This window comes from Streptomyces sp. B6B3, from assembly GCF_039871525.1.
Taxonomy (GTDB): domain Bacteria; phylum Actinomycetota; class Actinomycetes; order Streptomycetales; family Streptomycetaceae; genus Streptomyces.
In genome coordinates, this window is sequence record NZ_JBDPLU010000005.1 from 240648 (window position 1) to 254483 (window position 13836).

11 protein-coding genes are annotated in these 13836 nt (G+C 76.3%); 6 read left to right on the forward strand and 5 right to left on the reverse strand.

Annotated elements, in window-relative coordinates; all coding sequences use genetic code 11:
• Positions 1-26 precede the first annotated feature (26 nt).
• Positions 27-677: an NAD(P)H-dependent oxidoreductase gene (locus tag ABGB06_RS13560; protein ID WP_347588763.1), complete on the forward strand. Its 651-nt coding sequence runs from the start codon at positions 27-29 to the stop codon at positions 675-677.
• Positions 678-683: 6 nt separating this feature from the next.
• On the opposite strand, the gene ABGB06_RS13565 is transcribed toward ABGB06_RS13560, so the two are convergent.
• Positions 684-1937 carry an NAD(P)-binding domain-containing protein gene (locus tag ABGB06_RS13565; RefSeq protein ID WP_347588765.1) on the reverse strand — a complete coding sequence of 418 codons (1254 nt, stop codon included), beginning with the start codon at positions 1935-1937 and terminating at the stop codon, positions 684-686.
• Positions 1937-3304 carry an ATP-grasp domain-containing protein gene (locus tag ABGB06_RS13570; RefSeq protein WP_347588767.1) on the reverse strand — a complete coding sequence of 456 codons (1368 nt, stop codon included), beginning with the start codon at positions 3302-3304 and terminating at the stop codon, positions 1937-1939. Before ABGB06_RS13570 ends, ABGB06_RS13565 begins: the two co-directional genes overlap by 1 nt.
• 224 nt (positions 3305-3528) lie before the next feature.
• Between ABGB06_RS13570 and ABGB06_RS13575 the strand changes: the two genes are divergently transcribed.
• From ABGB06_RS13575 to ABGB06_RS13585, 3 genes are read left to right on the forward strand one after another with little or no spacing between them, the layout of a single operon-like run.
• Complete coding sequence (locus tag ABGB06_RS13575) at positions 3529-4143, forward strand: RDD family protein (protein ID WP_347588769.1); 615 nt, start codon at positions 3529-3531, stop codon at positions 4141-4143.
• Positions 4144-4169: 26 nt separating this feature from the next.
• On the forward strand, positions 4170-6065 hold the full coding sequence (locus ABGB06_RS13580) for an ABC transporter ATP-binding protein (protein WP_347588771.1): 1896 nt from the start codon (positions 4170-4172) through the stop codon (positions 6063-6065).
• Positions 6062-7906 (forward strand): ABC transporter ATP-binding protein, encoded by a 1845-nt coding sequence (locus ABGB06_RS13585; protein ID WP_347588773.1) that lies wholly within the window; start codon positions 6062-6064, stop codon positions 7904-7906. The genes ABGB06_RS13580 and ABGB06_RS13585 overlap by 4 nt, the downstream gene beginning before the upstream one ends.
• Before the next feature lie 122 nt (positions 7907-8028).
• Here ABGB06_RS13585 and ABGB06_RS13590 read toward each other — a convergent pair whose 3' ends face one another.
• Positions 8029-9555, reverse strand: a complete 1527-nt coding sequence (locus ABGB06_RS13590; protein ID WP_347589174.1) for a PLP-dependent aminotransferase family protein — start codon at positions 9553-9555, stop codon at positions 8029-8031.
• A gap of 64 nt (positions 9556-9619) precedes the next feature.
• Between ABGB06_RS13590 and ABGB06_RS13595 the strand changes: the two genes are divergently transcribed.
• Both ABGB06_RS13595 and ABGB06_RS13600 read left to right on the forward strand, forming a co-directional pair.
• Positions 9620-10447 carry a methyltransferase domain-containing protein gene (locus ABGB06_RS13595; RefSeq protein WP_347588775.1) on the forward strand — a complete coding sequence of 276 codons (828 nt, stop codon included), beginning with the start codon at positions 9620-9622 and terminating at the stop codon, positions 10445-10447.
• A 159-nt stretch (positions 10448-10606) separates the two neighbouring features.
• Complete coding sequence (locus ABGB06_RS13600) at positions 10607-11440, forward strand: MOSC N-terminal beta barrel domain-containing protein (RefSeq protein ID WP_347588777.1); 834 nt, start codon at positions 10607-10609, stop codon at positions 11438-11440.
• Between the two features lie 116 nt (positions 11441-11556).
• Here the strand turns inward: ABGB06_RS13600 and ABGB06_RS13605 are convergent, their stop codons facing one another.
• Together ABGB06_RS13605 and ABGB06_RS13610 are read right to left on the reverse strand one after the other, a co-directional pair.
• Complete coding sequence (locus ABGB06_RS13605) at positions 11557-12459, reverse strand: ADP-ribosylglycohydrolase family protein (RefSeq protein ID WP_347589176.1); 903 nt, start codon at positions 12457-12459, stop codon at positions 11557-11559.
• A gap of 29 nt (positions 12460-12488) precedes the next feature.
• On the reverse strand, positions 12489-13736 hold the full coding sequence (locus ABGB06_RS13610) for an MFS transporter (protein ID WP_347589178.1): 1248 nt from the start codon (positions 13734-13736) through the stop codon (positions 12489-12491).
• Positions 13737-13836: the final 100 nt, after the last annotated feature.

Below are 13836 nucleotides of genomic sequence, written 5' to 3' on the forward strand. Positions count from 1 at the left end.
ACCAGCTACCTTAACGGAGGGTCCTCATGGCTCGGCTGCTGCACATCGACTCCTCGATCAACGGCGACGCGTCCGTCTCCCGCGCCGTCACCCAGACGTTCCGGGCCGCCTGGGAGGAGCAGCACCCCGGCGGCACCGTGATCTACCGGGACCTGGCCGCCGACCCGCTGCCGCACCTGAGCGGCGAGGCGTACCACGTGCAGTTCGTGCCGCCCGAGCAGCGCACCTCCGAGCAGCGCGCCGCCTTCGCGCTGCGGGAGGAGCTCGCGGCGGAGCTGGAGTCCGCCGACGCCGTCCTGCTCGGCGCCCCGCTCTACAACTACTCCGTGCCCTCGGGGCTCAAGGCGTGGCTGGACCACGTGATCATCATGGGCCGCACCGCGGGGGCCGAGGAGACCACGATCGCCGGCAAGCCGCTGACCGTCGTGACCAGCCGCGGCGGCTCGTACGCCGCCGGCACGCCGATGGAGGGCAACGACTTCAACCACCCGTACCTGACGTGGCTGCTCAAGGGCGCGCTCAAGCTGGACGTGCGGTTCATCGTGCCCGAGCTGACGCTGGCCCCGCACACGCCCGGCATGGAGGGACTGGTGGACAAGGCACACGCCTCCCGGGAGAAGGCGCACGCGGACGCCCGGGACTGCGGCAAGTCGCTGGCCAGCCAGCTCGCCGCCTGACCGGCGTCACCGTCTCCCGGCCGCCACCCGCCGCCGCACGCCGCCCACCAGGCGCGCGGCGGTGAACCCCGCCCCGTACACGAAGCGCATCGAGGGGCCGAAGCTGGGCGCGGCCAGCAGGCCCGCGAAGAAGAGCCCAGGGCGGGACGACTCGAAGGTGCCGCCGAGCCGCGGCGCCCGGGTGCCGCGCACCGTCACCAGGCCGCCCCGCAGCAGCGGGTCGAGCACCCGCAGCCGGCGCAGGTCGGGCTCGAAGCCGGTGGCGGCGATGACGTGCCCGGTCTCCACGGTGCGGGTCGCGGCATCGCCGCCCGACCCACCCGTCGCCCCGCCGACCCACGACAGCTCCAGGCGCACGCCGTCCGCCCGGCCGAGCGGCTCGGCCCGCAGCAGGCGGTGCCCGAGCCGGATCGGCACCACGTCCGACACCCGCTCACGCAGCCACCAGGCCCCGGCCGGGCCCATCGCCGTGGCCGCGACCCGCGCCCGGGTGGCGCCGGGCAGCAGCCGGAACGCGGCCGGCAGCTCCGACCAGGCCCAGCTGGACCAGCCGGTGCCGAGCCCGCTGTGCGGGGCGCGCAGCCGGGCCATCCGGCCGCGGACCAGCGGCTGCGGCGGGGTGTTCCAGACGATCCGGTCGGAGCGGGCGATCACCACGGGGCGGGCGCCGCCCTCGGCCAGCAGCGCCGCCGTCTCCAACGCCGCCTGGCCGGCGCCGACCACCGCGACCTCGCGCCCGCGGAAGCCGGCCAGGTCCCGGTGGTCGCTGCTGTGCGAGACCAGGGCCGGGCCCGCGTGGTGCAGTTCGGGCGCGCGCAGCGGGCGCGGCAGCCGGACGAACGGGGTCACGCCGACGGCCAGCGCCACGGTGCGGGCCAGCGCCGTGTACCCGTCCGCCGTCTCGACGCGGAAGCCGGCGCCGTGCCCGGCCACGGAGGTGACGGTCCGCTCCTCCACGGGGACGCCGAGCCGGTCGGCGAACCACAGGCCGTACCGGGTGAAGGTGTCGATCGACAGCGGGTGGCCGTGCTCGGCGGTGAGGCCCTGGGTGGCGCAGTAGGCGCCCAGCGTCCGCTCGCCCGCAGCGTCGGAGAGGTTGGAGGCCCAGGGCTCGGACTTCAGGTACATGCCGTCGGGCATATGGTCGCGCCAGGACGCCATGGGCCGTCCGAAGACCCGGACGTCGAGCTTGGCCGCGGCCGCGTGCGCGGCGATGGACAGCCCGTAGGGACCGGCGCCCACCACTACCAGGTCGTGCATCAGGTTCTCTCCGCTCTCTCAGGGCCGTCCGCTCGCACCGCTCTGTCCCCAGCTCTGTCCGCGGCTCTGTCCGCGGCTCGGTTCGCAGCTCCCTGCACGGCGCTGTCCGCGGCGCTGTCCACCGGGTGCCGCCGCCGGGCGATCCGCCGGCCGAGGCGCCCGGGTCCCCAGCTGCCGGCCATCGCCCAGAACGGCGCCGGATCGTCGGCCGCGAACCAGGCGGTCTCCACGCCGCGCCGGCGATGCGCCCACCGCCCGCCGACGCCGCGGCCGGTCAGCGCGGACACCAGCCCGGACGCGAGTCCGTAGTTCTCGGCGAGGAAGACCCGGCCCGGCACCGGGCGCGGCGCCGGCACCCGCCGCCCGGTGAGGTCCAGGTGCAGCGCCCGCACCACGTCGAGCCCGCCGCCGTCGGTGAACAACCGGAACTGCGCGCCGGGCCGCGGGTTGACGTCCAGCAGGTGGTACGCGCCGGTGGCGGCCTCGCGGCGCAGGTCGAGGTCGAGCACGCCGGCGTAGCCCAGATCGGCCGCCAGCCGCCGCGCCACCGCCGCCACCTCGGCGTTCGGCAGCCAACGGCCCAACGCGGTCAGGCCCGCGCCGACCGGCCAGGAGAGCTCCTTGCGGCCGGTACCGCCGAGCAGGCAGTGGCCGCCGGCCGCGAAGCAGCCGTGGAAGAACCAGTCGGCGCCGGGCCCGCCGATCACCAGCCGTTGCAGCACCAGGCGGTTTCCCGGGCCGGCCAGCGACGTGCGGGCGAACAGCCGACACGCCTGCTCCGTCCTGGTCAGCACCGTGGTGCTGCGCAGCCCCGCCGCCCTCCCCCGGTCCGGGAGCAGCCACGGCCGGCTCCACTTGGCGACCAGCGGCAGCCCGAGCCGGCGCGCCGCCGCCTCGGCCTGCTCCGCGCTGTCCGGCACCTCGGTGGCTGGGTGCGCGATGCCCAGCCGCCGGCACAGCCCGGCCAGTTCCGCCTTGTCCGCGACCCGTTCCAGCAGCCAGGGACGCGGCTGCGCGGGCAGCAGGAAACGCCCGGCCAGCCGCGCGGCGAGGCGGGCGGCGGCGATGGCTCCCGCGTCGTCCATCGCGATCAGCACCGCGGGCCGCCCGATCCGCTCGGCGGCCCGCAGCAGCGCCCGTTCGGTGCCCGCGAGACCCGACGCCTCCGGCGCGAGGAGGTGGCCCGTGTGCAGGTAGCGGGAACGATTCAACGGGCCGCGCGCCGACTCGACGAAGGCGTGCACCTCGACCCCCGCCCGGCCCAACGACCTGACCGCCCCGAGCGAGCCGTGGTGGAAGGGGTTGCGGTCGAGACGCAACAGCAGCGCGGGCACCTCGGTGTCCAGCCGCGCGTCGAACGGTGACATGCCGCGATCCTGGCCGAACTTCCCGGGCATATGACTCATTTCGAGTCATATGGACAGAGGAAACCACGATCGGACCAGCCCACAATCCTTCCAGTGGCGCATTCGGCCGTCCGCGCGGCCAGATCTTCGCCGTTAGCACACATCTGACACACAGAAAGGACACGAATCCTGGGACGGTGCTGTCCTCATGCAGAGCGCGGGGTCAGGGGGAGGGGAGCAGCACCATGTCGTACTCGTGGGAAGAGCCACCCGGCGGCCGGTGGCGGCGGGTGGGGGCCCGCTGCCTGGACGGGTTCGTCGCCGTGTTACCCGCCGTTCCGCTGGCCTTCGCGGTCGGGCCGATCCTCCAGCGGGCGCTGCTCCGGCAGGCGTTGCGGCTCCGCTCCTCGGCCGTGCTGGCCGGCGGCACAGAGGAGCTGGGCGATCTGGCCAGGCAGAGCCTGACCGACATCGGCCAGACCCTCGGCGCCGTGGTCCTCGGGTTCCTGGCGGTGATCCTGATCAGCGCCTGCCTCTACGACTGGCTCGCGCACGCGCTGGTCGGCCGGACGTTGGGCAAGTGGGTCTTCGGCATCGCCGTCGTCCGCTCCCGGGACGGCGGCCGCCCCGGCGTCCTGCGCAGCCTGCTGCGCACCGCCCTGCTCATCGGCCTGCCGGGCACGCTGGTCTGTGTGACGTGGGCCGACGCGCTGGCCTCCGAGACCGGCCAGGCACAACCGCCGTTCGCCCTCCGAGTGCTGGGCTGGGCGTACCTCGGCTGCCTGCTGCTGATCCTCACCCCGCTCCGGCGCGGCCACCACGAGTTGCTCTCCACCACCCGGGTCGTCGCCACCCGGTGACACCGGCCCCGTAGGCTCACCTCCAGATGGAGGAGTCATACACGGATCCGGGGGTGCCCGACCGCCGCGGTCCCTTCCGGTACCTGTGGTGGCTGGCCACCCGGCAGCGGGCCCGGGTGGCCGCCGGCGCCACGCTGGGCACGAGCTGGATGGTCGGCCTGACGCTGCCGCCGTACCTCGTCTCCCGCGCCATCGACGACGGCCTCGCGCCCGATCACGACGCCGCCCTCGCGGGCTGGGCCGCCGCGCTGCTCGCGGTGGGCGCGCTGAACGCCTGGCTGGCGATGATGCGGCACCGCACCATGACCCGGATCCGGATGGACGCGGCGTTCCGCACCGTGCGGCTGGTCACCGCGCAGGCCACCAGGCTCGGCGCGGAGCTGCCCCGACGGGTCACCGCGGGCGAGGTGGTGACCATCGGCATGACCGACGTCGGGCTCGTCGCGCAGACCCTGACGGTGACCGGCCCCGGCGTGGGGTCGGTCGTCGCCTATCTGGTGGTGGCCGCGCTGCTGCTGACCGTTTCGCCGCCGCTCGCCGCGGTGGTGCTGCTCGGCGTGCCGCTGGTCGCGCTGCTGGTCGGGCCGCTTTTCGGCCGGTTGCAGGGGGCGGAGTCCGCGTACCGGCGGCGACAGGGCGGGCTGGCCGCCCGGCTGGTGGACATCGTCGAGGGCCTGCGGGTGCTGGGCGGGCTCGGGGGCCGGGAGGCGTTCGCCGCCCGCTACCGGAACGAGGCGCGGGCGCTGCGCGACGAGGGGTACCGGGTCGGGGCGGTGACCAGCTGGCTCCAGGCGCTCGCGGTCGGCCTGCCCACCCTCTTCCTGGCCGCGGTGGTCTGGTTGGCCGCCCGGCTGGCCGCCGAGGGGACCATCACCGTCGGCGAACTCGTCGCGGTCTACGGCTACGTGGCGGTGCTCGCGGTGCCGGTGGCGTTCTTCGTCGAGGGCGGCTACGACCTGGCCCGCGGCCTGGTGGCCGCCCGGCGCATCGTCCACTTCCTGTCGCTGGAGCCTCCCCCGGGCCCGGAGGGCCCCGGAGGTGCCCCCCTCACCGGTGCGGTCGGGGACCCGGGCCACCCGGCGGCCGCCGATCCCCCGTCAGGGCCGGCCGCGCTGCACGACCCGGACTCCGGCGTCACGGCGCCGCCCGGCGCGCTGACCGCACTGGTCAGCGCGCGTCCCGCGGAGTCGGCCGCCGTACTCGAACGGCTCGGCCGGTTCACGGAGACCGCGGTCACCTGGGGTGGTGATGGGGGCACCTCCCAGGCCCCCGGGGCCTGGGGGAGGCTCGACGGGATGGATCGGGCGACGGTCCGCGAGCGGATCCTGCTGGCCGACACCGAGGCCGACCTGTTCGCCGGCCCGCTGCGCGAGGTGATCGCCGGACGGCACGCCGCCGCCGGGCCCGATCCGGAACGCCTCGCCGACGCGGTGCGCGCGGCGCTGGCCGAGGAGATCGTGCGCGGGCTGCCCGACGGACTGGACTCGCCCCTCGCCGCGCAGGGCCGCAACCTCTCGGGCGGCCAGCGGCAGCGCGTCAGGCTGGCCAGGGCGCTGCTGGCGGACCCCGAGGTGCTGCTGGCGGCGGAGCCCACCTCGGCGCTGGACGCGCACACCGAGGCGGCGGTCGCGGAGCGGCTGCGCGCCGCGCGCGCCGGCCGGACCACGGTCGTCACCAGCACGTCGCCGCTGCTGCTCGCCCGGGCGGACACGGTGTACTACCTGGTCGACGGCGTCGTCGCGGCCACCGGCGGCCACCGGGAGCTGCTGGCCACCCACCCCGGCTACCGCCGCCTCGTCGCCCGCGCCGACCCCCCGTTGGACCCGGACCAGGGACCCGGGGCGCACCCGGACGGCCCGGATGACCCGGATGACCCGGATGACCCGGATGAGCTGAGCGGGAAGCGCGAGGTGCCGGCGTGAGCGGGCTGCCGGTCGCCGGTCCCGCGGAGATACGCCGCGCCGCCCGGGACCTGATCCGGCGCGACCGGCGCGCCGTCGCCGCCGTGCTGGTCCTCAACGCGCTGGCCGCGGCGGCCGGGCTGGTCGGCCCCTGGCTGCTGGGGCGGATCGTCGACGAGGTGCGGGCCGGCGCCGGCGCGGCCACCGTGGACCGGCTGGCGCTGGTGCTGCTGGTGTTCGCGCTGCTCCAGATCCTGCTGCTGCGCGCCGCCCGCCGACTCGGCCACCGGTTCGGCGAGCGCACCCTGGCCCGGCTCGGCGAACGGTACGTGGAGCGCGCGCTGCGGCTGCCCGCCGCCGTCGTGGAACGGGCCGGCACCGGCGATCTCGCCGCGCGCGGCACCGGCGACATCTCCACCGTCGGGGTCACCCTGCGGGACGCGGGTCCCGACGTGCTGATCGCCACCGTCCAGGCGCTCTTCATCGTCGGCGCCGTCGTCGCGCTCGACCCGCGGCTCGGCGCCTGCGCGCTGCTCGGGCTGGTCGGCGGGTCCCTCGCCGTCCGCTGGTACCTGCGCCGGGCGCACGCCGCGTACCTCGCCGAGGGAGCGGCGTACTCGGCGCTGGCCGAACAGCTGACCGCCACCGCCACCGGCGCCCGCACCGTGGAGGCGTTCGGGCTCCAGCGGCGGCGGCTCGCGGTGTGCGAGGCGGCCGTCGAGGAGTCCCGGCGCACCCGGCTCCGGACCCTGTTCCTGCGCAGCGTGCTGTTCCCGACCGTGGACGTCTGCTACATGGTGCCGGTGGTCGGGGTGCTGCTGATGGGCGGCGTGCTGCTGGACCGGAACGCGATCAGCCTCGGCACGGTGGCCGCCGCGGCGCTCTACCTGCGCCAACTGGTCCAGCCGCTGGACACGCTGCTGCTCTGGGTGGACCAGTTGCAGCGCGGCGCCGCCGCGTTCGCCCGGGTGGAGGGCCTCGGAGAGGCGTCACGCGACGCCGGACCCGCCGGCGCCGAACACGACGCCGCCGGCCGAGAACCCGCCGACGACCGGCTGGAGGTGGCCGGGGTGCGGTACGCGTACGGCGACGGCGCCGGCGACGTGCTGCACGGCGTCGACCTCACCGTGCGGCCCGGCGAGCGGCTGGCCATCGTCGGCCCGTCCGGCGCCGGCAAGTCGACGCTGGGCCGGCTGCTCGCGGGCGTCGACGCCCCGCGCGCCGGCCGGGTCACGGTCGGCGGGGTGCCGGTCGCCGGCCTGCCCGCCGACCGGCTGCGCCGCCAGGTCGTGCTGGTCACCCAGGAGCACCACGTCTTCCTCGGCACGCTCCGGGACAACCTGCTGATCGCCGCGGAGGAGGCGAGCGACGCGGAGCTGGTGGCCGCGCTCGCCGCCGTCGGCGCCGAATGGGTGGCGGAGCTGCCGAACGGCCTGGACACCGAACTCGGCGCGAACGGCGATGGGGGCACCTCCCAGGCCCCCGGGGCCTGGGAGAGGATCGACGGGGCACGGGCGCAACAGCTGGCGCTGGCCCGGGTGGTGCTCGCCGACCCGCACACCGTGATCCTCGACGAGGCGACCGCGCTCCTCGACCCGAGCACCGCGCGGCACACGGAACGCGCGCTGGCCGCCGTGCTCCGCGGGCGCACGGTCGTCGCCATCGCGCACCGGCTGCACACCGCGCACGACGCCGACCGGGTGGCCGTCCTCAGGGACGGCCGACTGACCGAGCTCGGCCCGCACGACGAACTCGTCACGGCCGACGGCGACTACGCCGCGCTCTGGCGGACCTGGCACGGCGAGGCCCGCCCGGAGCCGGCACCGGCCCCCGACGGCCGGGCCGCCGGCGACGACGGCTGAGCACTCACCCCGCCTCCCCGGTCAGACAACGTCGTGACGCACCTCGGCCAGGGTGACGACCGCCACGCGACACCGCACACCGCAGGCGCACGGACGGCTGAGCACTCACCCCGCCTCCCCGGTCAGACAACGTCGTGACGCACCTCGGCCAGGGTGGCTACCGCCTCCCTGATGGCGGTCGGGGTGGTCGCCGCGTAGCCGAGTACCAGGCCGGGCGGCCCCGGGCGTTGGGTGTGCCAGGACAGCGGCTGCGCCTTCACGCCGCGGGCCAGGGCGGCCGCGGCGAGCGCCGTGTCGTCCAGGGCCGTCCCGTCGAAGGTGATCATCAGGTGCAGGCCGGCCGCCGCGCCGTGCACCCGGGCATCCGGCAGATGCGCGGCGATCGCCTCGATCATCGCGTCCCTGCGCCGCCGGTGCCGGCGGCGCAGCATCCGCAGCTGCCGCTCCAGGGTGCCCGACTCCATCAGCCGGGCCACCACCAGCTGCGGCAGCACCGCCGTGCCGTGGTCGGAGACCCGCTTGGCGGCGGCCAACTCCTCCCGGTACCGGGGCGGCGCCAGCAGCCAACCCACCCGCAGCGCCGGGGCCAGGAGCTTGGAGACGCTGCCCGCGTAGCAGACCCGCTCCGGCATCATCGAGCGCAGCGCCGGCACGGGCGGCCGGTCGTAGCGGTGCTCGGCGTCGTAGTCGTCCTCGATGACCAGGCCGCCAGGGCCCGGCTGGCAGGCCCAGTCCATCAGCTCCCGGCGCCGCTCGCCGCCCAGCACCACACCGCTCGGAAACGCGTGTGCCGGCGTGAGCAGCACGGCGCGGGCGCCGCTCGCCCGCAGCTCGTCGACCCGCACGCCCTCCTCGTCCAGCCGCACCGGCGGCGTCCGCACGCCCCAGGCCGCGAGCTGCTGGCGGGCGCCGAGCGAACCCGGTTCCTCGACGGCCACCTCCGCGATGCCGTCGGCCTGCAGCACCCTGGCGAGCAGGGCCAGCGACTGGGAGACGCCGGCCACGATCAGCACCTCGTCGGGGTGCGCCCGGATGCCGCGGGTGCGGGCCAACCAGCTGGCGACGGCCTGCCGGAGCCCGGGCGCGCCGCGCTCGTCGCCGTAGCCGAGCGCCGAGGCGGAGAGCTCGCCGAGCACCGCACGCTCCGCGCGCAGCCAGGCGGCGCGCGGGAAGGCCGCCAGATCGGGGACGCCGGGGGTGAGGTCCACCTGGGCCGGGACGGACCGCAGCGTCGCGAAGACCTGCGTGTCGGGCTCGTCCCGGAACACCCGGTCGGCGGCCGACCCCCGGCCGCCGGCCGGCGCGTCCCGGCCCGCCGCGGCGGGGGGACGCCCGGTGGGCGCGGGTTCCGCAGTCACCGGCATCGCCACGACCACCGTGCCGCCGCGGCCGCGCCCCGCCACGTGGCCGTCCTCGGTCAGGCAGCGGTACGCCTCCGTCACCACGCCGCGGGAGACCTGGAGTTCGGTGGCGAGCACGCGGCTGGGCGGCAGCCGGCTGCCGAGCGGCAGCCGCCCGTCGGCGATCGCGAGCCGCAGCTGCTGGGACAGCCAGTCGGCGAGCCCGCCGGCCGGCGCGTCCCCGACGTTGAGCTGAAGGAAGTCGGAGCCGGACGCGGCACCGGCCACCGCACCGGTCGCTCGCGTTATGGACCAGTCGGCTGTGTCTTCTTTGGACCTGGGCACCGGACCATAGTGCCAGCAGGATGAGGGCATGACCATGGAAAGTGACACGAACGCGTATGTTCACGGATATTCGGCGCGCGAGGCGCAGCGGCTGGGCGACCAGGCCGACACGCTGGCCGCGCTGCTGCACGCGGACACCCGTTACCCGGCCGGCAGCCGGGTGCTGGAGGCGGGCTGCGGGGTCGGGGCGCAGACGGTGCACCTGGTCGCCGGCAGCCCGGGGGCGCGGATCGTGTCGGTCGACGTCTCGGCGGAGTCGCTGGCGCGCGCCCGCGCCCTGGTGACCGAGCGCGCGCCCGGCGCGTCGGTGGAGTGGCGGCAGGCCGACCTGTACGGGCTGCCGTTCGACGAGGCGTCGTTCGACCACGTCTTCGTGTGCTTCGTGCTGGAGCATCTGAAGGATCCGCGCGCCGTGCTGGCCGAGCTGCGCCGGGTGCTGCGACCCGGCGGCACCCTCACCGTCGTCGAGGGCGACCACGGCTCGACGTTCTTCCACCCCGACGGGCCGTACGCCCGCGCGGCGATCGACTGCCAGGTCAGGCTCCAGGCGGCCGGCGGCGGTAACGCGCTGATCGGCCGGGAGCTGCAACCGCTGCTGGCCGAGGCGGGCTTCGCCGACGTGGTGGTGCGCCCGCGCACGGTCTACGCCGACGAGACCCGCCCCGAGCTGGTCCGGGGCTTCACCCGGGACACCTTCGTCGCCGCGATCGAGGCGGTCCGGACGGACGCGCTGGCCGCCGGGCTGACCACGGAGGCCGACTTCGACCGGGGCGTCGCCGAGCTGAGCCGCTCGGCGGAGCCCGGCGGCACCTTCCACTACGTCTTCGTCAAGGGCACGGCGGTGCGGCCGCGATGACCGCGGCACTCTTCGCCCTGAGCCTGCTCGCGGTGCTGGTCGGGGCGCTGGAACGCAACCACCGCCGGCAGCGCCCGCGCCCGCCGTACGGCAGCGCGGAGCCGGCGGACCGGGACGTCGAGCGCGTCGAGAGGGAGCTGCGCGGAGTACCTTCGGAGGGTGCCCAGGGTCGTCGAACTCCACAGTTATCCCGTGAAGGGCTGCGCCGGGATGTCCCTGACGCAGGCCGCGTTGACGCCGTCGGGCCTCGCGCACGACCGGGACTTCATGGTCGTCGACCGGGACTGGTCCTTCCGCAGCCAGCGCCGGGACCCGCGCCTCGCGCTGATCCGTCCCGAGGTGACGGCCGGCCCCGAGGAGACGCTGACGCTGCGCGGGCCCGGCGTGGAGCCGGTGCGGATCGCGGTGGACACGGCGGGCCCGCGGCGCGAGGTCGCGCTGTTCGGGCGGCCGACGCTCGGCATCGACCAGGGTGACGCGGCGGCCGGATGGCTCTCCGAGGTGCTGGGCGCGCCCAGCCGGCTGGTCCGGATGCCGCCGGAGCACCACCGGATCACGGACGGCCTGACGCCGGGGCGCGCCGGCTACGCCGACAGCGGCGCGGTGCACGTGGTGTCGCTGGCCTCGCTCGACCTGCTGAACGAGCGGATGGCCGCGCGGGGCGGGGATCCCGTCGCGATGAGCCGGTTCCGGCCGAACGTGGTGGCCGGCGGCTGGGCGGAACCCCATGCCGAGGACGAGCCGCGCGACCTGTCCGTCGGCGACGCCCGGCTCGCCTTCGCCAAGCTGGCGACCCGCTGCGCGGTGTGTCTCGTCGACCAGGACACGGGCGAACGGGCCGGGCCCGACCCGATCCGCACGCTGGCCGGCTACCGCCGGGCCGCCGGCGGGGTCGCCTTCGGCGCGAAGTTCTCTGTCCTGACGCCGGGGAAGCTCTCCGTCGGCGACGACATCCACGCCGGCGGCCCGGCCGGCCAGATCCCTGGCTCCTAGACCGGGTCGTCGTCGAGGGCGCGGGCCAGCCGCCGGCGCCGCTGGGTCCGGTCGGCTCCCCCGTGCCGCTGACCCGGACGGGGCGCGGCACGGGTTGGCGCGACGCGGCCGGCCCGTCAGATCAGCGCGTCCACCCAGGCGGGCAGCGGCTCGCGGCGGGCGCGCCAGGCGTCGGGGACGCCGGCGAGGCCGGTGTGGGCGGCGACGATGCCGCCGGTGATGGCGCAGGTGGTGTCGACGTCGCCGAGCCCCTCCGCCGTGGTCCACAGCGCGTCGACCAGGCTGTCCCGGTGGTGCGCGGCCGACCAGACCGCGAACGGGACGGTGTCGTCCGCCCGGACCCGCCGCCCGCTGCCCAGCAGGTCGGCCGCCTGCCACGGCGGGGTGTCGAGGGGCAGTTCGGCGGCCAGGTCCAGGCCGTCCCGCACCGCGCTCGGCGGCGTGTGCTCGGCGACGAGCCGCAGGAAGGCGGCGCCCGCGGCGGGGGGTGGGGGCGTCGCGCCGCCCCGGACGCTCGCGGTCAGCGCGGCCGCCACGGTGACCGCGACCGCCCCGGCCACGCCCTCGGGATGACCGTGGGTCACCCGCGCGGCGAGCTCCGCCTGGGCCACCGCCCGGGCCGGGTCGGCGTGGAACCACGCGCCCAGCGGGGCGGCCCGCATGGCCGCGCCGTTGCCCAGGCTGCCCTGACCGTCGAACAGCTCCGCCGCCCTGACCCGCCAGGCGTCGGGCCGGTGCCGCAGTTCGGGCAGCAGCTCGTGCATTCCGTAGCCGTAGCCGCGCGCCGGGTCCGCCGCGTACGTGTCGGCGAACGCCCGCGCCAGCCGGTCCTGGTCTATCTCCCCGTCCGCGGACAGCACGCTCAGCACGCCCAGCGCCATGGCGGTGTCGTCCGTCCAGTGCCAGGTCCGCTCGTGCGGGGTGGCCCGGGCGCGGATCTGCCGGAACGCCTCCTCGGGGGACCGCATCAGCGGGAACCAGCGCTCGCCGAACGCGTCGCCCAGCGCGAGCCCGTGCATGCTGTCCCGCGCGGCGGCCCGGCTACTCCTCACGACGCACCATGATCGCGGACCGCGGCCCACCCCGACAAGGTCACCGGGACGGCCAGGAAGGCGAGGGCGCTCAGCGCGTTGAGCGCGGCGGTGAGGCCGAGGGCGGCGACCAGGGCCGGGGCGGCCAGGCCGCCGGCGACCACGGCGAGCGCGTCCACGGCGAGGAACAGCGCGCCGACGCGTCCCAGCAGCGGGGGCGGGACGACGCGTTGGACGTGGGTCTCCACCGCGATCAGCAGCACGCTGCCCGGCACGCCCACGCCGGCGGCGGCGAGCACGGCGAGACCGGGGCCCGGGGCGTTGACGAGCAGCAGGAACGCGCCGGCGGTGGCCGGCTGGGTGACGGCGAGCAGCCGCCGGACGCCCAGCCGGTCGAGCGCGACGCGGGCCAGCGTCGAGCCGACGAGGAAGCCGACCCCGAGCCCGGATATCAGGTAACCGACGGTGTGCGCGGGCGCGTCCAGGCTGACCGCGGTGAACGGGACGAGCAGCGCGGTCAGTCCGGCGTTGGCGGTGAGGAACACCGCGTTGGCGGTCAACGGGCCGCGCAGCTCGGGGCGGCCCGCGAGGTGGGCCAGCCCCGCGCGGAGCTCCGACAGCACCTTCCCCCGGGCTCTGAGGGCCTGGGAGGTGCCGCCCTGCGACCCGTCGGCCTCCCCCCGCGGCGGGCGCCCCGGCGCGTGGCGCCGGGCCACGGCCGCGATCAGCGCCGCCGACACCAGATAGCTGGCGACGTCGACGACGAGCACCGCCGCGAAGCCGGGTCCGGCCAGCAGCGCGGCGCCCGCCGGCGGCGCCACCAGGCGCAGCACGCTGCCGGCCCCGGCGGTGAGCGCGTTGGCCTGGGCGAGCCCGGGTCCGGTGCCGACCATCGCCGGGGTGAGGGCCCGGGCGGCGGGCCGGAAGACGGTGCTGGCGACGTTCTCGACCAGCACGGCGACGTAGACCAGCCAGACCTCGCCCGGCCGGTCGGCCAGCAGCATGAGGCTCACGGCGGCGGCGCCCACCAGGTCCGCGGCCCACATGGCGCGGGTGAGCGGCCACCGGTCCACCAGCGTGCCGGCGAACGGGCCGATCAACAGGGCGGGCAGCGCCTCCAGGGCGAGGGCGAGCCCGGTGGCGGCGGGAGAGCCGGTGAGCTGGTAGACGTGCACGGGGACGGCGACGACCAGCAGCCAGGAGCCGAACCCCGAGACGGCGCCGCCGAACCAGAGCAGTCGGAAGGCGGCGTTGCGGAGCACCATGGGAAGCACGAGCGCGATTCTATTCTCACAGAATAATTGAGCTCAATAGTGTCCCAGTAAAACATAAGAGAAGCAGCCGGTACGGGACGACGAGGCGGGC